The organism is Acinetobacter sp. R933-2, from assembly GCF_030325485.1.
Classification (GTDB): domain Bacteria; phylum Pseudomonadota; class Gammaproteobacteria; order Pseudomonadales; family Moraxellaceae; genus Acinetobacter; species Acinetobacter sichuanensis.
This window is the reverse complement of sequence record NZ_JACAIJ010000005.1, coordinates 58,878-79,516: the sequence shown is the minus strand read 5'-3', so window position 1 is coordinate 79,516 and position 20,639 is coordinate 58,878. Positions and strand designations below refer to the sequence as shown.

Annotated in this window: 23 protein-coding genes; 16 read left to right on the top strand and 7 right to left on the bottom strand. The window is 35.9% G+C overall.

Going from position 1 to position 20,639, the window contains the following annotated elements:
* Positions 1–236: 236 nt before the first annotated feature.
* Positions 237–815, bottom strand: coding sequence for a LexA family protein (locus HX005_RS07280; RefSeq protein WP_107007705.1), 579 nt, complete (start codon positions 813–815; stop codon positions 237–239).
* Between the two features lie 284 nt (positions 816–1,099).
* Between HX005_RS07280 and HX005_RS07275 the strand changes: the two genes are divergently transcribed.
* Positions 1,100–1,570, top strand: a complete 471-nt coding sequence (locus tag HX005_RS07275; RefSeq protein WP_286376847.1) for a winged helix-turn-helix transcriptional regulator — start codon at positions 1,100–1,102, stop codon at positions 1,568–1,570.
* Between the two features lie 9 nt (positions 1,571–1,579).
* Here HX005_RS07275 and HX005_RS07270 read toward each other — a convergent pair whose 3' ends face one another.
* The 4 genes from HX005_RS07270 to tusD are packed head-to-tail and all read right to left on the bottom strand — an operon-like array spanning position 1,580 to position 3,014.
* Positions 1,580–1,891 (bottom strand): TusE/DsrC/DsvC family sulfur relay protein, encoded by a 312-nt coding sequence (locus tag HX005_RS07270; RefSeq protein WP_286376846.1) that lies wholly within the window; start codon positions 1,889–1,891, stop codon positions 1,580–1,582.
* A 53-nt stretch (positions 1,892–1,944) separates the two neighbouring features.
* Positions 1,945–2,229: a DsrH/TusB family sulfur metabolism protein gene (locus HX005_RS07265; RefSeq protein ID WP_107007702.1), complete on the bottom strand. Its 285-nt coding sequence runs from the start codon at positions 2,227–2,229 to the stop codon at positions 1,945–1,947.
* 22 nt (positions 2,230–2,251) lie between these two features.
* Positions 2,252–2,602 carry a hypothetical protein gene (locus HX005_RS07260; protein WP_286376845.1) on the bottom strand — a complete coding sequence of 117 codons (351 nt, stop codon included), beginning with the start codon at positions 2,600–2,602 and terminating at the stop codon, positions 2,252–2,254.
* Between the two features lie 43 nt (positions 2,603–2,645).
* Positions 2,646–3,014, bottom strand: coding sequence for a sulfurtransferase complex subunit TusD (gene tusD / locus HX005_RS07255; protein ID WP_107007700.1), 369 nt, complete (start codon positions 3,012–3,014; stop codon positions 2,646–2,648).
* 70 nt (positions 3,015–3,084) lie between these two features.
* Between tusD and HX005_RS07250 the strand changes: the two genes are divergently transcribed.
* The 8 genes from HX005_RS07250 to HX005_RS07215 all read left to right on the top strand — a co-directional run bounded on the left by HX005_RS07250 (position 3,085) and on the right by HX005_RS07215 (position 11,056).
* Entirely contained in the window at positions 3,085–4,089 is a 1,005-nt protein-coding gene (locus HX005_RS07250) for an SDR family NAD(P)-dependent oxidoreductase (protein ID WP_286376844.1), read from the top strand.
* 126 nt (positions 4,090–4,215) lie between these two features.
* The gene (fumC, locus tag HX005_RS07245) at positions 4,216–5,610 is read left to right on the top strand and encodes a class II fumarate hydratase (protein WP_286376843.1); all 1,395 of its coding nucleotides are present in this window, start codon (positions 4,216–4,218) and stop codon (positions 5,608–5,610) included.
* Positions 5,611–5,849: 239 nt separating this feature from the next.
* Complete coding sequence (locus tag HX005_RS07240; RefSeq protein ID WP_286376842.1) at positions 5,850–6,452, top strand: nitroreductase family protein; 603 nt, start codon at positions 5,850–5,852, stop codon at positions 6,450–6,452.
* Between the two features lie 120 nt (positions 6,453–6,572).
* Positions 6,573–7,439, top strand: a complete 867-nt coding sequence (locus tag HX005_RS07235) for a hypothetical protein (protein ID WP_286376841.1) — start codon at positions 6,573–6,575, stop codon at positions 7,437–7,439.
* Between the two features lie 264 nt (positions 7,440–7,703).
* A complete protein-coding gene (locus tag HX005_RS07230) occupies positions 7,704–8,141 on the top strand; it encodes a DUF2946 domain-containing protein (RefSeq protein WP_107007696.1) in 438 nt (145 codons plus the stop codon).
* A gap of 258 nt (positions 8,142–8,399) precedes the next feature.
* Positions 8,400–9,857, top strand: coding sequence for a cytochrome ubiquinol oxidase subunit I (locus tag HX005_RS07225; protein ID WP_286376840.1), 1,458 nt, complete (start codon positions 8,400–8,402; stop codon positions 9,855–9,857).
* Positions 9,857–10,861: a cytochrome d ubiquinol oxidase subunit II gene (cydB, locus tag HX005_RS07220; RefSeq protein ID WP_107007693.1), complete on the top strand. Its 1,005-nt coding sequence runs from the start codon at positions 9,857–9,859 to the stop codon at positions 10,859–10,861. The genes HX005_RS07225 and cydB overlap by 1 nt, the downstream gene beginning before the upstream one ends.
* A gap of 87 nt (positions 10,862–10,948) precedes the next feature.
* Positions 10,949–11,056 carry a DUF2474 domain-containing protein gene (locus HX005_RS07215; protein ID WP_286376839.1) on the top strand — a complete coding sequence of 36 codons (108 nt, stop codon included), beginning with the start codon at positions 10,949–10,951 and terminating at the stop codon, positions 11,054–11,056.
* Between the two features lie 73 nt (positions 11,057–11,129).
* On the opposite strand, the gene HX005_RS07210 is transcribed toward HX005_RS07215, so the two are convergent.
* The gene (locus HX005_RS07210; RefSeq protein ID WP_286376838.1) at positions 11,130–12,113 is read right to left on the bottom strand and encodes a helix-turn-helix transcriptional regulator; all 984 of its coding nucleotides are present in this window, start codon (positions 12,111–12,113) and stop codon (positions 11,130–11,132) included.
* 280 nt (positions 12,114–12,393) lie between these two features.
* On the opposite strand from HX005_RS07210, the gene HX005_RS07205 reads away from it, so the two are divergent.
* From HX005_RS07205 to HX005_RS07190, 4 genes are all read left to right on the top strand, one after another.
* Positions 12,394–13,644, top strand: coding sequence for a dienelactone hydrolase family protein (locus HX005_RS07205; protein WP_286376837.1), 1,251 nt, complete (start codon positions 12,394–12,396; stop codon positions 13,642–13,644).
* A 60-nt stretch (positions 13,645–13,704) separates the two neighbouring features.
* Positions 13,705–14,238 carry a flavin reductase family protein gene (locus HX005_RS07200; RefSeq protein ID WP_286376836.1) on the top strand — a complete coding sequence of 178 codons (534 nt, stop codon included), beginning with the start codon at positions 13,705–13,707 and terminating at the stop codon, positions 14,236–14,238.
* 42 nt (positions 14,239–14,280) lie between these two features.
* A complete protein-coding gene (locus HX005_RS07195) occupies positions 14,281–15,366 on the top strand; it encodes an LLM class flavin-dependent oxidoreductase (RefSeq protein WP_286376835.1) in 1,086 nt (361 codons plus the stop codon).
* Between the two features lie 81 nt (positions 15,367–15,447).
* Positions 15,448–16,314, top strand: coding sequence for a hypothetical protein (locus tag HX005_RS07190; protein WP_286376834.1), 867 nt, complete (start codon positions 15,448–15,450; stop codon positions 16,312–16,314).
* Between the two features lie 90 nt (positions 16,315–16,404).
* On the opposite strand, the gene HX005_RS07185 is transcribed toward HX005_RS07190, so the two are convergent.
* Positions 16,405–17,322 (bottom strand): LysR family transcriptional regulator, encoded by a 918-nt coding sequence (locus HX005_RS07185; protein WP_286376833.1) that lies wholly within the window; start codon positions 17,320–17,322, stop codon positions 16,405–16,407.
* 136 nt (positions 17,323–17,458) lie between these two features.
* Here HX005_RS07185 and HX005_RS07180 point away from each other — a divergent pair, with 136 nt between their 5' ends.
* The 3 genes from HX005_RS07180 to HX005_RS07170 all read left to right on the top strand — a co-directional run bounded on the left by HX005_RS07180 (position 17,459) and on the right by HX005_RS07170 (position 20,607).
* The gene (locus tag HX005_RS07180; protein WP_286376832.1) at positions 17,459–18,697 is read left to right on the top strand and encodes an acyl-CoA dehydrogenase family protein; all 1,239 of its coding nucleotides are present in this window, start codon (positions 17,459–17,461) and stop codon (positions 18,695–18,697) included.
* A 93-nt stretch (positions 18,698–18,790) separates the two neighbouring features.
* Entirely contained in the window at positions 18,791–19,912 is a 1,122-nt protein-coding gene (locus HX005_RS07175) for a phosphotransferase family protein (protein WP_286376831.1), read from the top strand.
* The gene (locus HX005_RS07170) at positions 19,909–20,607 is read left to right on the top strand and encodes a histidine phosphatase family protein (protein ID WP_286376830.1); all 699 of its coding nucleotides are present in this window, start codon (positions 19,909–19,911) and stop codon (positions 20,605–20,607) included. Before HX005_RS07175 ends, HX005_RS07170 begins: the two co-directional genes overlap by 4 nt.
* Positions 20,608–20,639: the final 32 nt, after the last annotated feature.

The window sequence follows — 20,639 nt, the reverse complement described above, 5'->3', positions numbered from 1 at the left end:
AAATGATGTGAATCAATACAAATGTTTAAACAGTTGACTCATACATGCGATTTAATCAATTAGGGTAGGATAACATGAGCAAGTTGTAATATTAAAACTCTATTCAGAACTTTTGAAAATTGTAAACGTCCAAAATAAGTATAAATTGTCTAAAAAAACAGCTTATTGCATGCTGCAAAAGCTCAAATATTGCTTCGCTTTACAAGTAATAAAACAGAAAAATTGAGCATTAAGAGCTATTTTAAATTTTTAATTACACGTGTTACGACACCCCAAATCAGCATTTCTTGACCTTCGTTAAAATGAATATCTGGAAATTCAGGATTTTCTGCTTGTAACCATTTTTTATCACCGTCGATCATCAAACGCTTAACTGTAAAGTCATTGTCAACTAAGGCTACGACAATATTACGATTTTTTGCCTCTATGCTACGGTCTACAATCAAATCATCATCTACATCAATGCCTGCACCAAGCATCGACAATGATGCAACTTTAACGACAAAAGTTGTATTTGGGTTTCGAATAAGATATTCATTAAAATCAATTGATTGTTCAGTATGGTCTTGTACTGGAGAGGGTAATCCAGCAGCAATTTTAGTTTGAGCAAGTGGAATAGAGATCGATGTCTTTGCTTCAAAAACAGCAATTGATGCAATTTCCTGTACTTTTTTCATTTGCGCTTTTTGCGTTAAATATTGTTTAACTTCATTCACTTTTGATTTTGGAATATGAATCATTTCTAGTTCTTCATGAGCATCTGATGAGGAATAAATTACTTCATTTGTTACATTAGAATTACTTGAAATCGTCATATCTTTATTCTTAAAAAATTAAATCTTTTTAAATATTATAGAGAGATTGGAATAATATCAAATTTAAAAAATATTTATTTTCAATGAGATAAAGAGTAATTTTTTATTTTAAATGTAATTTATAAAGATATACATTGTCATTACAAATTTAGTTTTTACGTCATAATTCAAGTAATACGTTGTATGATCAAACATTATATTTAACAATGAGTAAAAATAATACTTTAAAAAGTATGACGAGATCATTACATTAAGCCAAAGAAATTCAAAAAGTTGAGCGTCTAATGAAGTGGGATGATATTGGTGAGCAACCTTGTCCAATTGCACGTATTTTATCTGTCATCGGAGACCGTTGGACATTTTTGATCATTCGAAATGCATTTATGGGTGTGCGTCGTTTTGATGCATTTCAACAAGGTTTAGGTGTAACTCGGCATGTTTTGTCAGAACGTTTAAAGCGTTTAGTTGAGCATGAAATTTTAGTCAAAACGCCTTATAAAGAAAAACAAGAACGCTTTGAATATCAACTGACTGAAAAAGGGCATGCCTTATATCCTGTATTATTGACGATGGCGCATTGGGCAGAGCAATGGATGGATCCAAAATTTGAACGTCCAGTTGAGTTTGTGCATCGACCTTGTCAACATCGGTTAAAGCCTGTGCTGATTTGTTCAGATTGTGGTGAACCTCTACAAGCAAAGCACATCAAACCTATTTTTAATGTGCTCGAAAATATGACAGCGAAGTCATCATAAAATAGCGTGTTATAAACAGTTAGCAGGTTTCGGAACGCCAGCTAAGCGACTTAAATGACGGGCAACTAAACCTGTATTAAATCTTTCTTGTAACATGGCGTTGTTGATATCAGCATTCACTGTTTTCATGAGAAACTTAATCAAGGGGCGCGTTGCAGGAGAATGCCCAAATTGAGCGTAAAATTGGCGAACTGCTTGTAAAATTTCAAAATGCCAAGCATTCAGTTCTAAATCTAAACTTTGTGCTAATTGCTGAGCAACACGTTCATCCCAAATGGTGTAATCCACCAAATGCCCATCTTGATCTAACTCTAAAGTCATAAAAATAGCCTAAGCAAATAGGGCAAACCTATCTAATAAAATCAAACAAAAGATTATTTTAAACTGATACAACGTTTAAAGTCTAAAATTAAGTCCGCAAACTCAGCATAAGAAAGCACTTTAATATATTTCGGTAAATCAGCCACCCATAAGTCTAGATCTGAAGCCAAAATATAAATCTGACAATCATCAGATAAACGTTCATCATCTGCAAATAAAACAGCATCTCCCATTAAAACAAGAACATCTTGAGCGGTACTCATCATCTTGAATTGTTCAATATGTGCTGATGTTTTCGCAAATTCAGATTGCATTAAAAATAAAGTAGGTTCTGACATTTATATTCTCTTATTTCTGCGTTTACCAATACAGCACATGATCAAAATCGTGGAGGAATTCTGGATTTAAATCAATAAATTCAATTTGTTGTTGTGAATGCGTAACAAAAACTGAATTTTTATCCTTATTTTCTACCAAAATAGGGGTGAGATCATAGAACTCAAAACTATCTAGCATGTTAGATGCCAATTTAAATGGATGTTTTTTTGCATCAAAAAGCAGATCAGATTTTAGTAAGCTGAGTGCTGATTCTTTAAGTAAGACTTTGACTTCACTACCAAAAGTTGCCAAAACCATTGTTGCTGAAATACTTTCATTGACTTGTAAATGGTTGAGGTTTGGGTGAGTTAAAATGACGAGTACAGTTTTCACACAATTTACCTTTTAATTGCAACACTTAATTGAAAATAACATCTTAGAATTGAAGGAGTCGATCACAGGATTCAACTGCATCTGCAAGTTCTCCTAAGCCGACTAACTCAAAGCCTTCGGCAAGGTTATGTGTTGAAATTTGATGACGTTTAGCATTTTCCTGATCTGTGATACCTCGTGCTAGGGCAGCACTGACACAAACAGGTAAGCGTATGGCTAGCTGTTGCCATTCATGGGTTAAATTACGTTGATCATCAGGCACCCACTGCAAGCCATTTGCAACAGTGACAGCATCTTGATAGAAGAAAACACGAAAATCTTGATTTTTTGCTTGTAAAGCCTGTGCTAAGCCTAAGGCATGCCAAGCATGAACTGAATTAGGCGTAGAGGTGATTAGTAATAGAGTACTCATTGAAACTTCACTTGAAGATTAGATGGTAAAGGCAATGTCATTTACACTTGATAAAAATAGGTAGTATACAATGATTTTAGTGACTGGTGGTTTAGGCTTTATAGGCTCGCACGTGGTGATAAGCTTGCTTGCTCAAGGGCAAGAGGTCGTCATTGTGGATAACTTAGCCAATTCAAATTTACATACTTTAGAACGACTTGAATATATTTCAGGAATGTATATTCCTTTTGTCAAAATCGATGTTCGAAATACACCCGCTTTAAATAAAGTTTTTGAGCAATATTCGATTGATGCTGTAGTACATACCGCAGGATTTAAGGCACTTGAAGAGTCTAAATTAAAACCACTTGAATATTATAATGATAATGTGAGTTGTATTATGAGTTTATTACGCTCAATGCAACGTACAGGTGTACGAACTTTAGTTCATTTATCAAGTTTAGCTGTTTATGGAAAGTCGAGTTTAGAGCTCGATGAATCGGTTGAGTTTAATTATTCTTATGAAAATCCTTACATTAAATCTCAACAAATGATTGAGGAAATTATTAAGGATACATGTAAAACTGATAATGAATGGCGCATTGCGATTTTACGTCTAGCAAATGTTGTGGGAGCGTTTGAACATGGCGTATTGGGCGAGTTTGTAAATCCTTTACCGAAAAACATTGTACCCATGCTTTTACAAGTCGCAGCGCAGCAAAGAGATGTGATTGAGTTACAAAACCAAGCTGCAACTGCGGATGGAACAGTTGAGAGAAGTTTTGTTCATGTATTGGATGTATGTGATGCAGTTCAAGCCAGTATATTGTGGTTGCAAAACCAGTTTAATATCTGTGAAAGTTTTGATATCGCAGGGCAATCTAGCTCAATTCAAAATTTAATTGATATTGTTGCTGAAGTGACACAAGCTCAAATTCACACAGTAGATGCAAGTTATATCTACCAAGAACTCGCTCAAGTAGGTTCAAAAAGCAACAAGGCTGAAAATATACTTAAATGGACTGCGAAGCGCTCCTTAAGCACAATGATCCAAGATGAATGGCGATTTTATCAAAATACATTAAATCATGGCTAAATTAAGCCATATTTGATAATGATTATTGTTTACAATTGTATTAATATTGATTAGCATGCAGAAAATGCAATAAAAATAGCATTTTAACATCATGATAAATCGTTATTAAGTGAACAAGAGGTGAGTATGCAGACACGTATTGAACATGACACCATGGGAGAGGTAGAAGTCCCAAGTGAAGCATTATGGGGTGCGCAAACACAACGTAGTATACAAAACTTTAAAATTGGTCATGAGCATTTACCACGTCCCATGATTCGTGCGATGGGATTAGTCAAAAAGGCTGCTGCAATTACAAATGCAGAACTTAAACAAATTCCAGATGAGCTTAAAAATTATATTGTAGATGCCGCAGATGAAGTGATTTCAGGACAATGGGATCACCAATTTCCTTTGGTTGTTTGGCAAACAGGTTCTGGCACACAAAGCAATATGAACTGTAATGAGGTCATTGCGAATATTGCCAACCAAAAATTAGGTAATCCTTTAGGCTCACAAAAGCCAGTTCATCCGAATGATCATGTCAATCGTGCACAGTCTACAAATGACTCATTTCCTACCGCTATTCATGTTGCTGCTGCATTACACATCAATGAATTACTCATTCCTGCTGTACAAAGATTGCGAAACACATTGCATGCAAAGTCAGAAGGCTTTAACGATATTGTTAAAATTGGACGTACTCATTTACAAGATGCTACGCCTTTAACTTTGGGACAAGAATTTAGTGGTTATGTGCAACAACTGGACAATGGTATTAAGCGTTTAGAGCAAGCACTGGTTTGGTTGTATGAGTTACCTTTAGGCGGTACAGCTGTGGGTACAGGTTTAAATGCTCACCCTGATTATGCTGAACAAGCAGCCGCACAATTGTCAGCTTTAACCTCGTTACCATTTATCAGCAATCCAAATAAGTTTGAGGCTTTAGCTGGGCGTGATGCTGCTGTTTTTGCTTCAGGCGCGTTAAAAACTTTAGCTGCGAGTTTAAATAAAATTGCCAATGACATTCGTTGGTTAGCAAGTGGACCGCGTTGTGGTTTTGGTGAAATACATATTCCTGAAAATGAGCCTGGTTCAAGTATCATGCCAGGGAAAGTAAATCCAACACAATGTGAAGCAATGACAATGGTGGTTGCACAGGTCATGGGCAATGACACAACGATTAACTTTGCTGGTGCATCTGGAAATTTTGAACTGAATGTTTTTATGCCTGTGATTGCATTTAATTTAATTCAATCTATTCAATTATTAGGTGATGCTTGTAATAGTTTTGACGAGCATTGTGCAGTAGGGATTGAGCCAAATCGTGAAAAAATAGACTATTTCTTACATAATTCATTGATGTTAGTTACAGCTTTAAATCCTGTGATTGGTTATGAAAATGCAGCAAAGGTTGCAAAAACAGCATATAAACAAGGCAAAACTTTAAAAGAAGTCGCAGTGGAGTTGGGCTTTGTCAGTCCAGAACAGTTTGATGAGGTTGTACAACCTGAAAAAATGGTTCATCCAAATGTCAAATAAACATAATTAAGTTTTAATGAAAATGCCAATTTTGAATTGGCATTTTTTATATCAGAGAATATCTTTTTTCAAAAAATGATATATAAATCATGATCTTTTATATGTGAAAAAGAAGATTTTTCACTATTTTTTTGTTCTAATAAATAAATCGTTATTAAACACATATTGTTTAGTTTTATTTAATAATTAACTGGCGTTGTCTGGTATTTCCCCGAGAAAATAGCAAAGGATTTTTAAAAATGTCGAATCATTTTTTAGATTTAATTGAAAATAGACGAACAATTTATGCGATTGGACGCCGTGTTGAGCAAACACCTGAGCAGTTAACTGCCTTAATTCAAAATGCAATCAAGCAAAGCCCATCTTCGTTTAACTCCCAGTCTTCACGTGCTGTTATTTTATTTAATCAACAACATGAAAAATTTTGGCAATTGGTGAAAGAAAAATTGCGTAGCTATGCTGTGGATGAAGTTGCTGCAACAAAAACCGATACACGTATTGAAAGCTTTAAAGCAGGTTTTGCAACGGTTTTATTTTTTGAAGATTTGGATGTAGTGAAACATTTGCAGGATCAATTTCCATTATATGCAGATAATTTCCCTATTTGGTCAGAGCATTCAACCGCAATTGCTCAGTTTGTGACATGGACAGCATTGCATACAGAAGGTCTAGGTGGTTCTTTACAGCATTATAATCCAATCGTAGATGATCAAGTTCATACTGAATGGGAGATTCCTGCGAGTTGGAAATTGCGCGCACAATTCGTCTTTGGTTCTATTGAAGCACCTGCAACAGAAAAAACATATATTGAAGATCAAGTACGTTTTAAAGTTTTTAAATAGTTTTCATTGATTTTTATATTGTCAGTAAAGCGAGTGATTGATCACTCGCTTTTGTATACATGATATTACTGCTGATTTATGATTGTTATATCATACTATTGTTTTTGCAAAATTATATAAATGGCTAAGCTACGACATCGTAAACATCATAAAAAATTTGATCCCAATAAAATTCATTTACATCATTTAAGACAGCAGTGGGTGGAACAACAGGTTATAGAAAGCCAATTACGCAAAGATCAAACTTTTAAAACTAAGTATTATAAACAGCAGTTTGATTTACCGCTCAAGGGTAAGCCTGCGTATGTTGTGAGTATGATCATTAAATATTTTATTTTGGTTTTTATTTTGCAATTAATCTTTTTTGTGTGGATTGTTTTTTACACAATTTTTGAAGATGTATTTGAGTTTATTAAATTCCTTGATCCTGAGGTATTTATGGAGGTACATACCACCATCTTTTTGAGTCTGTTGTTGGTTTTACCGATTTTTATTTTGTTTTATAGAAATATATCTACATCTCAATCCAAAGCAATCATCCAAAACTTTCAGATTCACCCTGATACTGTCGTGATTCTTTTTACAGATGGTTCAACTGAGCAGATCCATTATTGTGATATTGATTCTGTTCATATGGTCTCAGTAGGAAAAACACATCAGATGGAAATACGCTATAGATTAGCACATAAGAAGGAATTACAAGATTATCCTCGAATGTTTGAATTGGATTTTACGTTCAAGAAAGTATTTTTTCTCAAAAATAAATATCAAATGTATAGTGCTTTCTTACAACAACTGCAAATTAAAAATCCGAGTGCAAAAATTTATACAGGTTTTTGGTATAAAAGTTATTTTAATATGGAAAATTTTCAGTTAAATGAAAGACGATTATTTTTATTAAAATGGTCAAATGTTCTGTTTTGGGTGGTTTTCATTAGTGTTAGCTTTGCAGCTATTTTTTATCCTGACTATCAACATCTGCTTTGAATTCAATATTTCAAGTATTTATAACGCTGTTTGAGCTTATTTTATCAGGATTTAAATATTATTTAGAAAACATATAGGTATTGCAATAAAAACATGAAATAGGCTTTAAAAACCTAAAAATATGGACTATAGTTGAAAGAGTAAAGTTGAGTAATGTGCTTGGTTTTTATTCAATATTGTCTAATTTAGTATAGCTAATCTAGTATTGAGTATCTTTCAAGTTGTTATTCAGCACCGCCTTTTATTCAATATGAGCAATCAATTGTGCTAAGACGTAGTGGGCTGTTGCTAGCATTTGCAACAGTATTGTTACAGATCGCGGTTTTCTTACAGCCGCTATTGCCTGAGCAATATCAAATTGCTCCGGTCTGTGAACACATTACGCATTCTTTATTGCATCCTGACGGTGATGAATCAGATCCTGTACATCAAACCAGTTTTATTCATCATTATCTACACCTAGATCAGTCTGCGCAAAACTCAGATCATCACGATCATCAGCATGATATCAATCATCAATGTCAATATTGTGTGGTCTATGGCAATTTAGTCTTACCACCCGAGTTTGGCATTAGTGAAGTCTTTGTACGCTTACAAGTCAGATTGATTGCTTATAGCAAAACATTTCAACATGTTTATTTTGCTTTACAGCGTCTCTATTTAATTCCCCAAGGACGAGCCCCACCGTTCAGCTTTGCATAAAACTATTCAATGATTTTTTGTTCTAAATTTCAGAATAAAACAATCAATTTACGAATTTATTATGTAGAGATTTATCATGAAATTTCCAAAAATGGTGGGAAGAAATATACTCATCTTGAGCTTAGGTTTGGTTAAAAAAACTACAAACATAAAGCAACAGACGAGTAATAAAACGAGCGTTTATGCTGATTTAGTAAAACAACAATATTCCTGTGCAGTGTTTAGCATTGAACTGCCTCAAAACAGTAAGGTGATGTTATGACTTTAGGACTTACAGCACTAGAACTGGCACGTATTCAGTTTGCTTTTACAGTGTCTTTTCATATTATTTTTCCAGCTATTTCAATTGGTTTAGCAAGCTTTTTAGCTGTTTTAGAATGGCGATGGCTAAAAACCAAAGACCCTGTGTATCAAGATTTATTTAAATTTTGGGTGAAAATATTCGCGGTTGCATTTGGTATGGGGGTCGTATCAGGTGTGGTGATGAGTTATCAGTTTGGTACCAACTGGAGCGAGTTCTCACGGGTGGCAGGTTCTGTAACAGGACCTTTATTGACCTATGAAGTGTTGAGCGCCTTTTTCCTTGAGGCAGGTTTCCTTGGCATTATGCTGTTTGGTTGGGGGCGTGTTGGTCCACGCGCTCACTTTTTTGCAACCGCGATGGTCGCAGTAGGTACTTGTATTTCCATGTTTTGGATTTTGTCTTCAAACAGTTGGATGCAGACACCACAAGGCTTTGCGATTGAAAACGGCATTATTGTTCCGACAGATTGGTTTGCCATCGTATTTAATCCTTCATTTCCATACCGTTTAGCACATATGGCTGCGGCTGCATTCTTAGTGTCTGCTTTATTGGTCGCTTCAACTGCGGCATGGCATTTACTCAAAGGTCGCCGTGATGCCTTGGTAAAAAAATCTTTTTCTATGGCAATGTGGATGATCCTGATCCTTGCACCATTACAAGTGTTGATTGGCGATAACCACGGTTTAAATACCTTGAAACATCAACCGGCAAAATTGGCTGCGATTGAAGGGCATTGGGAAACCAATAAAGGCGAGGGCATGCCGTTGTATTTATTCGGTATTCCTGATATGGAAGCGGAAGAAACCAAGTATGCGATTGGTATTCCTAATCTTGGAAGCCTGATCATGACACATACGATGGATGGTGAAGTCAAAGGCTTAAAAGAATTTGCCAAAGAAGACCGTCCAAATTCATTGGTGGTGTTCTGGAGTTTCCGCATCATGGTCGGGCTTGGTATGTTGATGATTGCATTAGCATTCTTTGCCTTGATTTTGCGTAAAGGTGGCAAGCTGTATGAAAATAAATGGTTGCATCGTTTTGCTTTTGTGATGGGTCCATCAGGATTTATTGCACTGCTTGCAGGTTGGTTTACCACTGAAGTTGGTCGTCAACCGTGGGTGGTTTATGGGGTAATGCGAACCAAAGATGCATTATCGCCTGTATCGGCAGAGCAAGTGGGACTAACACTAATCATTTTTGTGGTGGTGTACTGCGTGGTATTTGGCATCGGGATTTATTACATGCTGAAACTGATGCATAAAGGTCCGCAATTTATTCATGCAACGCCTGAAGGTGCAATTCATAGCGAAGAGGCGGTGATTCTTGCCTCAAAACGTCCATTGACCAGTGTAGAAGAAAGCGTTGACTCAGATTTGAATGCTGGCAATAGCAATGAACAGGAGCGTAAATAATGATTGATTTATCTCTGATTTGGATTGTGATTATTGCCATTGGCGTGTTTATTTATGTGGTGTTGGATGGTTTTGATTTAGGCATAGGGATTCTATTCCCATTCTTCAAAGACCAACATGAACGTGATGTCATGATGAATACCGTTGCGCCTGTATGGGATGGTAATGAAACGTGGATGGTGCTCGGTGGTGCAGCCTTATATGCGGCATTTCCTTTGGTCTATGCGACAGTGTTGTCTGCACTGTATATGCCCATCATTTTGATGGTGATTGCTTTGATTTTCCGTGGTGTGGCATTTGAGTTTCGTTTTAAAGCCAATCGAACTAAGCATTTCTGGGACAAGTCATTTATTGGTGGTTCAATATTGGCGAGTTTCTTTCAAGGGATGATCTTGGGGGCTTATATTCAAGGCATTAAAGTCGAAAATCATATGTATGCAGGTGGTGGTCTGGATTGGTTAACACCATTTACTATTTTTACAGGCATTGGCGTGGTGGTGCTTTATGCTGCATTGGGTTGTGCGTGGTTGATTTTTAAAACCGAACTTGATTTACAGGATCGTATGTACAAACTCATGCCGAAAATGATCATTGCATTATTTGTGATTTTTGGTGCAGTCAGTATTTATACACCTATGGCACATCCTGAAATTGCTGCGCGTTGGTTTAGTCAGCCGCAATTGATGTATTTCAGTCCTGTACCGATTTTAGTGGTGATTTTTACGTGGTTAGTATTACGTGCATGTAAACAACGTGCTGAATTAAGCCCGTTTATTTATACTTTGGCATTGGTATTCTTGGCGTATACAGGCTTTATGATTAGTCTTTGGCCCTATGTGATTCCGCCATCCATTACCATTTGGGAAGCTGCTGCTCCTGAAAGTAGTCAGCTTTTTGCACTTATTGGCGCGTTGATTTTGATTCCAATTATCTTGATTTATACAGGACTGTCGTATTGGGTATTCCGAGATAAAGTCCGTATTGGTGATGATGGTTATCATTAAGCAGGTGTTGTTATTTTAAATTGGGTGAATGTCTGAGTGACTGAAAACAAAGACATTCACTTTAAATGAACGCAAAGGAGATGAAAATTGAAATTATCTCAGACTCAATGGTTTATTTTGCTTTGGATCGGTGGTTTTCTGACTTTATTAATCATTGCAGGATTTTTTAGAATGCTGATTCAGTTGGCATATTAATGTAAATTTATTTTTACAATCAAAATTTAGTCATTAAAATAAGAAATTTTTATAATCCTTATTTTAATGACTTTTATTTTCTTTTAATTGTATTACTTGGACTTTCTCCAAAACGCTTTTTATATTCTACAGAAAATCGACCTAAGTGTGAAATTCCCCACTTTAAGGCAATATTGGTAATATTTGCATCTTTATTCGACTTTAATAATTCATTATAAATACACTGTAAACGGTAATATCGAATATAAGACTGTAATGTAATATTTAATTTTTTCTTAAAAATTCTTGCTAATATTTTACGAGAAATACCTGTGATACTTTCAAGGTCATCAATATCAATTGGATCACAAATATTGTGGTGAATATAATCTAAAGCAATTTTAAAATACTCTGGATCTTGATCAGAATATTTTTTATAAATTTCATGTGAGTAATTGTGAGGTTGAGCTAATAATAAAGATTTTATGATGATATGTTCTAAGTCTGAAAGTATTTCATGAAAAAGTGGATTAAAATGATTTTGATGCTCAGATGACATGAAAGTTTCGACTAAATTCCACCAGCTTGAAACTTTGTCATTATCACCAAACATAGTATTTTCAAAGTAAATCGGTTCTAGAATAGGTTTGGATATAATATTTGATAAAGTATTTTCTAACAAAGGTTTTGATATTGAAGTAAAGGATTGAATGCAGTCTTTTTCTAAAAAAATTTCAAATTTTTCATTGGGCGAAACAATAGCAGCATCATTTTGAGTTGCATGAAAGGTATGTCGATCTTTCTTAAAAATAGGTGTGCCAGATTTTGGTCGAGTAATACAATAATAATGCATGTTATCGTGTTGATTTGTTTTGAATATTAAATCTTTACCGTACACTAACTCTCCTGTAATGATTGAGTTATATTGTTTACCTTTAAACTTAAAATCTAGAGGTTGCTTAATTGCAGTATCTATCAGTTCATGTGGACCAATGATCTGATTTAAGCAGTCATTGGCATCTTTAAATGAATGCGTGTTTGAGATAATAATACGAGGAAGATAATTAATATGATCCATTTTCATTTTCCAATGCAATTTTTAGAATATTTAAAGCAATAAATATTCCGTAATTTTTGTTTTGAAAATAATTCAAAAATATTTAAATATCACTTTTGAATGTAAGTCTATCCTTAGACTTTTGATTGGTATCATTTGTATATAAATATCGACATAAATACAAGCTTAATTTCTTGCAATATTTTTTAGCATAATAAAACTGGATAAATCTATATCAAAAACTGGATAGTCAATTTTTTATAAAATTTGCATGATCTTGTCATATCAACGGAGAATACACATGACAAGTACATATGTAACTATTCAAAATGGAACAGAATCATTTCAAGCATATCTTGCTGTACCTGAAGCAGGTAAAGGACCAGGAATCGTGTTATGCCAAGAAATCTTTGGTATTAATGATGCATTGCGTGAAAAAGCTAATTTTTTAGCTGAAGAAGGTTATACCGTTTTGGTACCAGATTTATATTGGCGTTTAGAAGAAAATGTCGATTTGGCATATAGTCAGGAAGATTTTCAAAAAGCTTTTCAGCTCTACCAACAATTCGATGAAAATCTTGGCGTACAGGATATTCAACAGACTATAGAACACTTAAAGACACTTCAGGAGTGTGATACTTCTGTAGGGATGAGCGTTGTAGGGTACTGTTTAGGTGGAAAACTGGCTTATTTATCTGCATGCCGTATTCCTGAGCTAGCATGCGTGGTTGGCTATTATGGTGTGGGTATTGAAAATAACTTAGATGAAGCTAAAAATATTCAAGCTAAATTAGTCTTACATTTTGCTGAATTAGATGAATTTTGTCCTGCTAACGCACGTGAAAAAATTATTAATACATTAGCCTCTATTCCAAAAGCTGAAACCTATGTTTATACAGGGGTTGATCATGCTTTTGCTCGACCTAAAAGTGATCATTATCATAAATCTAGTGCATTGATTGCACATGAACGTAGTATTACTGCTCTTAGAAAAATTGTAGGACCTGACTACGATCTAGAAGCACTTTGGGAAAATCATATCAAGTTTGAATTTGAAACACGTGATGTGCCTGCAACAATGGCAACGATGGTGGCTGAACCTTATGTAAACCATATTCCAACATTGACAGGTGGCGTAGGTTATAAACAGTTATCTCGTTTTTATCGTTATCATTTTATTCATAATAATCCAAAAGATATGAAACTTACCCCGATTTCTAGAACGGTTGGTATGACCCAAGTAGTCGATGAATTTATCATGAGTTTTACCCATGATGAAGAAATTGATTGGCTCATTCCTGGTATCGCACCTACAGGAAAATATGTCGAAATTCCAATGCTTGGTGTGATTAAGTTTCGTGGTCCAAAACTTTGTCATGAGCATATTTATTGGGATCAAGCGAGCTTATTGGTACAAATTGGCAAATTAGATCCAACAGGATTACCTATTGCTGGAGTTGAAACAGCACGAAAGTTATTGGATGAAAGTTTGGCTTCAAATACCTTAATGCCCACTTGGTCGAGTAGCGAAGATAGACCTATTACACCTTAAAAATAGAAAATCTCAAATCACATAGTTATCAAATATTTAAATTTAATCGTAGAGGGAATCATGATTGAACAAGAGAATAATATACTTTCAGTAGCAGATGTAGATAAGCGTGTATTAAGAACGTGGTTAGGACAATATGCAACAGGTGTAACAATTGTCACGACACTGAATGAGCAGGGGCAAAAAGTTGGGATGACAGCAAACTCTTTTTCTTCAGTGTCTTTAGACCCACCTTTGATTTTGTGGAGTATTGCCAAAACGGCAAGTAATGTTGCAGATTTTTGTAAATGTAAACGTTTTGCTATCAATATTTTAAATGAAGCACAGCATACGGAGTCAAACCATTTCTCTAAATCATCCACAGACAAATTTTCTAGTCTGAGTTGTGTCAGTGAAATTGAAAACATTCCTGTGATTGATGAAGCTTTGACGACTTTAATTTGTCGAACCTATCAAATTTATGAAGGTGGTGATCACCATATTATTTTAGGAGAAATTGAGCTTTGTAAACATAACGGAGGAAAGCCTTTGTTATTTCATAATGGAAAGTACCATGCAGCAAGCTTGCATCACTCTTATAACGATTGTCGATAAATCAAATGTTTTTTAATTTTTAAATAAATCGGGAAGCTATCTATGCAACAACATCCATTTTTAGAACGTGATAAATTTTTACTTGGTACATTTGCATCGAATTGTTCAGGTGGCATGACACCTTCAGCACTAGATGAAACATGGGATGCGAGTTGGGATAAAAATTTAAAATTAGCACAGTTATTAGATGATGCTGGTATTGATTTTATTTTGCCAATCGCCCGTTTTATTGGTTATGGTGGTCAAAAAGATTTTCAAGGCACGATTTTAGAAACTTTAACATGGACTTCTGCTTTATTGGCATCTACTAAAAACTTAGTGGTCTTTGCGACAGTGCAAGCGGCTGTTAATCATCCTATGGTTGTAGCAAAACAAATAGCGACTATGTCACAAATTGGAAAAGAGCGTGTCGGGTTGAATATTGTAGCAGGCTGGAATAAACCAGAATATGATGCCTTAGGATTAAAATTACCCGATGACCATGAAACACGTTATGGTTATGCACAGGAATGGTTTGATTTTATTGAAAAACTTTGGGAAAGTGACACACCATTTGACTGGAATGGTCAATATTTTCAAACAAAGGGCAGTTATAGTAAGCCTCATCCACATGTAAAACCTCCTATTTTCAATGCTGCAGGTTCTAAACAAGGACGGGATTTTGCAATTAAAAATGCCGATTTCCTATTTACACCAGTATCTGATTTGGCGCGTTCTGGTAGTGAAATTCAAGAATTAAAAGCAGCAGGTCACGATATTGGGCGTAAGACCAATGTGATGACTTTTTCACATGTTATTTGTCGTCCAACCATGCAAGAGGCTCAGGCAGAATGGGATCGTCAACTTGCAAACGAAGATACACAAGCTGTTGATAATTTAATGAATCTTATGTTTGCACATGCTCATAGTTTTCCACATGACATTCGTCAACAATTACGTGATCGTATGGCAGTTGGTCATGGTGGTTACCCATTGGTTGGAACACCTGAAAGTATTGCAGAACAAATAATTGCATTACATGAAGTTGGGTTCAGTGGTACGACTTTATCATTTTTAAATTATATTGAAGAATTTCCATACTTTAGAGATCAGGTTTTACCACTACTTGAAGCAAAAGGCATTCGTTAATAGAACTGCCGACATTTTTAGATAAATTGTCGGCTTTTTTTAAACTTAATCTGTAGTGAAGATCAATATAGGATGTATTGAATGCTTAAAAATAAGATGAAACTTATATTAAAAATGAATATTGCTATTTGTATATTTTGTTGGATTGTACAAAGTCATGCTGCTGAATGGAGTGATACAGCATTGATATGGAGCTATGGGCAAGAATTTTCAGAGCCTTTCAAAAATAGTGCAGATGCTCGTGCAATTGATATAGATAAGCAAATTTTTTCTATTGTGCATAATAGCACTTATAAATATGGTGTAAATTTTGTGCATCTTAATTTGCATCATTCTAATAATGAACCTAATAGCAATGCAGCAGGTAAAGGGGCACAAGAAGCCTATGCAATTTATAGGCATACCTTAGATTTTGGTAAAATATTTCAGAAAGAGCTATATACGGCAGGTGTAACAAAAGGTTATGGCTTAACTTTTGGTTTTGATTGGAATACGAAAAATGATGATTATGGTTCAAATCGTCAAATGTGGGTTGTTGGACCTACAGTGATGTTCGATGTTGTAGGCTATCTTAATTTTAATGTGTTGGCTTTATTTGAAAGCAATCAACCCAATGTGATTGATCACAAATACACATATGATCCCTACATTGCTTTACAAGCTGTATGGGGGATACCTATTGCATCAACAGGTTTAAATTTTGATGGTATTGCCACATGGATGAGTTCAAAAGGTCAAAATGAATTTGGTGATAAAACCAAACCTGAAATTTTTGTTGATGTTGCTCTAATGTATGATTTAAGCAAAGTGTTACATATATCACAAAAATTTAAAGTAGGTGCTGCTTATCAATATTGGGAAAATAAATATGGCAATGATACCAATGGTGCAGCAGGTAAAGGGGCAACAGCGAGTGTACCTATGATTCGAGCAGCCTATCATTTCTAATCATTTTAAGCAGAATACTTTGTAAATGCCATTTTACAAAGTATTAAAGCAATAACAATTAGATGACATATTAAATTTTTTATAAATAGCCTAAGCAAAAATCTTAAATATTTCACTTTTCAAATAATTATGTCTCAAATTTTCACTTAAATCTTTATGCCAATACATCCCCATATTTAAAAAAGGCAATTCAATCGGATGTTCATGAATATAAATACTTAGATCAATATTTAAATGCGACAAAATTTGTCGTGGAATCGTTAACACCGCTTCAGGATACTGTAACAACACTTGTAGGGCGGTTGAATAATGCTGACAACGCATAAAAATTTGTCGGCTGAATTGTTTTTTATTTAAATAAATATCTTCCAATAACAAGCCTGTACGGCGTGATGAAACTCCAATATGTGGTGCCTGAAAATATAGATCGCTGTTCATTATAGTTTGCTGGGTACAAATCACAAACTGATCCTGAACCAAAGGATGATACAAAACGCGCTCACCATAATTTTGTTCGAGATCAATCACAAAATCAATTTGCTGCGAGGCAAGGTCAGCCACAACATTTTTACGGTCGAGTTTACTGCTGAAAAATTGAATATCCAATTGTTGCTGTTGAAAATGTTGTACCAGTTGCGGAAAAATAATCGGTTCAATTTCATCATGAACCGCAATTTTAAGGGTATGCACCATAGTCGGATCAAAAGATTGTTTTTGTTTGGAAATATTTTGAATGACAAATAAAGCATTTTTGACAGGTGAATAGATCTGCTCAGCAAAAGGCGTGGGTAACATTTTATTGCCTGCACGAACAAATAAATCATCTTGTAAATGTTGTCTAAGCCGTTGCAGGGCATGGCTCGCAGCAGATTGGGTAATACATAAAATCTGTGCTGCCTTGGAAATACTTTTTTGCTCATAAATGGTCAAAAACAGTGGATATAAATTGATATCTATCTGATGGAAAATTGCCATATCCAAGGTGTTTTTAGAATGAATACTATTCATAATCTTCTATGGAATTAAATCATTTGGTTCATAATATATTTTCAGTTAAGGTAATGTAAAGCAAGATTGATCATGCGAACATTTCATATTTGACTCGATCAGCATTTTATTTTTATTGAATAATAGGAACAGCAGGATGTTTGAACTTTCAGCACGTGCACAGGATTTTGTAGAACGCACCAAAGCATTTATAAAAAATGAAATTGAACCCATCGAAACAGAATTTTGGAATGAAGTCCATCACCTTAATCAAGGTGGGGATTGGACCAAATGGCAATGGCCTGCACAACTTGAAATTTTAAAAAACAAAGCCAAACAAGCAGGGCTTTGGAATATGTTTTTGCCTTGTCCTGAACTCGGTCAGGGTTTGTCTGTACAAGAATATGCCCATATTGCAGAACTTTCAGGACGCAGTTTAATTGCACCAACCGTATTTAACTGTAACGCGCCTGACAGTGGCAACATGGAAGTCTTATGGCGTTATGGAACAGACGCGCAAAAACAACAATGGCTGAAACCTTTACTTGATGGAAAAATTCGTTCTGTTTTTTGTATGACTGAACCTGATGTTGCCTCATCAGATGCGACCAATATGCAAGCAACCGCTGTGGTTGAAGGGGATGAAATTGTTCTAAATGGTCGTAAATGGTGGTCTTCAGGTTTGGGCGATCCCAATGCCAAAATCATTATTTTCATGGCACATACACCTGACGAAACAAAAAGTCGTCATCAACAACACTCGATGGTATTGGTTCCTGTAGATACGCAAGGCGTAACCATTGAGCGTATGCTGCCTGTTTTTGGAGATTATGATGCGCCTCACGGTCACGGCGAAGTCAGCTTTGATAATGTCCGTGTACCTGTAGCCAACTTTATTGGCGGTGCGGGACAAGGTTTTGCTATCGCACAAGGGCGCTTAGGACCGGGACGTATTCACCATTGTATGCGTTGTATCGGTGCGGCTGAAAAATCATTGGAACTCATGATTGACCGTGGCATGAGTCGTCATGCATTTGGCAAAGAAATTTTAAAACTCGGTGGCAATCTCGAACGGGTTGCCGAAGCACGGGTTGCGATTGATCAGGCACGTTTATTGACCTTGTATGCAGCTTATAAAATGGATACTTTAGGAAACATGGCAGCATTGACTGAAATCTCTGCAATTAAAGTCGTTGCGCCATCGGTACTTGAAAAAGTGGTGGATATGGCAATTCAGATTCACGGCGGTGCAGGCGTATCACGTGATACACCATTGACAGGATTCTTTGCGCAGGCTCGTGCTTTACGTTTAGCCGATGGTCCTGATGAAGTGCATAAAGGCATGATCGCCAAACTTGAATTGAAAAAACGTGGTTATGGTTCACATAAGAAGTAAGCTATTTAAATGATTTGCAATGTCATTTTCCTATGTAAAGATAGACATAGGAAAATACACACCATTCAAAATTTACAAAATCAGGGAAAAAGCATGTCAGTGATTGATGTTGGTGGAAATGTCCGTGAAGGTGAAGAACTCGATGTCCGTGCAGTGGGTAATTGGCTCATTGAAAATGGTTCTGAAATTTCAGGACCTGTGGAAGTCACACAGTATTCAGGTGGAGCGTCAAATTGGACATATCGTTTGAAATACGAAAATGCCGATTTAATTTTACGTCGTCCACCCAAAGGAACCAAAGCCAAATCCGCACATGACATGGCACGTGAATATAACGTTCAAACTTGGCTTGCACCGTATTATCCTGTTTTGCCTGAAATGGTGGCATTGTGTCAGGATGAATCCGTGATTGGCTGTGATTTCTATGTCATGAAACGCATTGAAGGCATTATTCCACGTGCAAAACTGCCACCTGAATTAAAATTTGGTGAAACCGAAGTCCGTGAACTATGTATCAATGTTTTGGATAAACTGATTGAATTACATCAAGTTCCATATCAAGGTACGCCACTTGAGCAATTAGGCAAAGGGGATGGATACTGCCGTCGTCAGGTTGAAGGTTGGGACTCTCGTTATGAAAAAGCCCATACGATCAATGTGCCAAGTTTTAAGTTTGTGCGTAAATGGCTCAATGAAAATATTCCTGCTGATTCAACAAGTTGTTTAATTCATAATGATTGGCGTTTTGATAATGTCATTCTTGACCCTAAAAATCCGACACAAGTTATTGGCGTATTGGATTGGGAAATGGCGACCATTGGCGATCCACTCATGGATTTAGGTGCAGCCTTAGCCTATTGGGTCGAAGACACTGACAATCAAATCTTTAAATCGACCCGTCGCCAACCGACACATTTAAAAGGGATGTTTACCCGTAAAGAAGTGGTGGACTACTATTTGCAGAAAACAGGTTTACAACCTGAAAATTGGACATTCTATGAAGTGTTCGGTATTTTCCGTTTAGCGGTGATTGCGCAACAGATTTATTATCGTTACTACCATAAACAAACCAATAATCCTGCATTTAAAGATTTTTGGATCGTCATCCATGCCTTACATATCCGTGCGCTGAAATTAATCGGCTTACAAAAACTCGAAGCCAATGAAATTGCACATAAATATATGGAAAAAATGAAGGAAATTTTAGCAAAATGACCACGATTTATTTGGTTCGTCACGGACAAGCATCTTTTGGTGCAGCAAGCTATGACAAGCTTTCACCCAATGGCGAGCTACAGGCAAAAGTATTGGGTCAATATTTCAATAAAATTTTGAAAGAAGAACCTTATGTGGTGGCAGGTTCAATGCAACGCCATCAACAAACGGCGAATTTTGCATTGGCTGAATGTTTTCCTGAAGCCAAGATCGTCACAGACAATGCTTGGAATGAATTTAATCATCAACAGGTGTTTGCCCAATATGACCCACGTTTTAATGAGCCACATTTATTACGTGAAGAAGTCGCAAAAGAAGAAAGCCCTCGCGCGTATTTAGCCAAAATTTTTGAAGGTGCAATTGGACGTTGGACAGGGGGGGACTATCATCATGAATATGATGAATCATGGCCTAATTTTAAAAACCGTGTCGAAACAGCTTTACAAAATTTGTGTGATGAACTCGCTCAAAGCAAGCCACGTTATGCCGTCGTATTTACTTCAGGCGGTGTGGTTTCTGTGGCAGCGGGTAAATTACTCGAACTCAGTCCAAATAAAACCTTTGCCTTAAATTGGGCAATTGCCAATGCAAGTTTAACGACTTTACGCTTGGTGGGTAATGAACCACAGCTCTTGAGTTTAAATGAACATCATTTTATCAAGGCGGAAGATTCGCAATTGCTGACATGGATTTAATATTCATCCATTAAAACAAATTGAAAAAATTA

Excerpts from the sequence above, each read along its gene's own strand:
- HX005_RS07280 (WP_107007705.1), bottom strand. The coding sequence starts at position 815 with ATGACGATTTCAAGTAATTCTAATGTAACAAATGAAGTAATTTATTCC.
- HX005_RS07275 (WP_286376847.1), top strand. The coding sequence starts at position 1,100 with ATGAAGTGGGATGATATTGGTGAGCAACCTTGTCCAATTGCACGTATT.
- HX005_RS07270 (WP_286376846.1), bottom strand. The coding sequence starts at position 1,891 with ATGACTTTAGAGTTAGATCAAGATGGGCATTTGGTGGATTACACCATT.
- HX005_RS07265 (WP_107007702.1), bottom strand. The coding sequence starts at position 2,229 with ATGTCAGAACCTACTTTATTTTTAATGCAATCTGAATTTGCGAAAACA.
- tusD (WP_107007700.1), bottom strand. The coding sequence starts at position 3,014 with ATGAGTACTCTATTACTAATCACCTCTACGCCTAATTCAGTTCATGCT.
- HX005_RS07250 (WP_286376844.1), top strand. The coding sequence starts at position 3,085 with ATGATTTTAGTGACTGGTGGTTTAGGCTTTATAGGCTCGCACGTGGTG.
- fumC (WP_286376843.1), top strand. The coding sequence starts at position 4,216 with ATGCAGACACGTATTGAACATGACACCATGGGAGAGGTAGAAGTCCCA.
- HX005_RS07240 (WP_286376842.1), top strand. The coding sequence starts at position 5,850 with ATGTCGAATCATTTTTTAGATTTAATTGAAAATAGACGAACAATTTAT.
- HX005_RS07235 (WP_286376841.1), top strand. The coding sequence starts at position 6,573 with ATGGCTAAGCTACGACATCGTAAACATCATAAAAAATTTGATCCCAAT.
- HX005_RS07225 (WP_286376840.1), top strand. The coding sequence starts at position 8,400 with ATGACTTTAGGACTTACAGCACTAGAACTGGCACGTATTCAGTTTGCT.
- cydB (WP_107007693.1), top strand. The coding sequence starts at position 9,857 with ATGATTGATTTATCTCTGATTTGGATTGTGATTATTGCCATTGGCGTG.
- HX005_RS07210 (WP_286376838.1), bottom strand. The coding sequence starts at position 12,113 with ATGGATCATATTAATTATCTTCCTCGTATTATTATCTCAAACACGCAT.
- HX005_RS07205 (WP_286376837.1), top strand. The coding sequence starts at position 12,394 with ATGACAAGTACATATGTAACTATTCAAAATGGAACAGAATCATTTCAA.
- HX005_RS07200 (WP_286376836.1), top strand. The coding sequence starts at position 13,705 with ATGATTGAACAAGAGAATAATATACTTTCAGTAGCAGATGTAGATAAG.
- HX005_RS07195 (WP_286376835.1), top strand. The coding sequence starts at position 14,281 with ATGCAACAACATCCATTTTTAGAACGTGATAAATTTTTACTTGGTACA.
- HX005_RS07190 (WP_286376834.1), top strand. The coding sequence starts at position 15,448 with ATGCTTAAAAATAAGATGAAACTTATATTAAAAATGAATATTGCTATT.
- HX005_RS07185 (WP_286376833.1), bottom strand. The coding sequence starts at position 17,322 with ATGAATAGTATTCATTCTAAAAACACCTTGGATATGGCAATTTTCCAT.
- HX005_RS07180 (WP_286376832.1), top strand. The coding sequence starts at position 17,459 with ATGTTTGAACTTTCAGCACGTGCACAGGATTTTGTAGAACGCACCAAA.
- HX005_RS07175 (WP_286376831.1), top strand. The coding sequence starts at position 18,791 with ATGTCAGTGATTGATGTTGGTGGAAATGTCCGTGAAGGTGAAGAACTC.
- HX005_RS07170 (WP_286376830.1), top strand. The coding sequence starts at position 19,909 with ATGACCACGATTTATTTGGTTCGTCACGGACAAGCATCTTTTGGTGCA.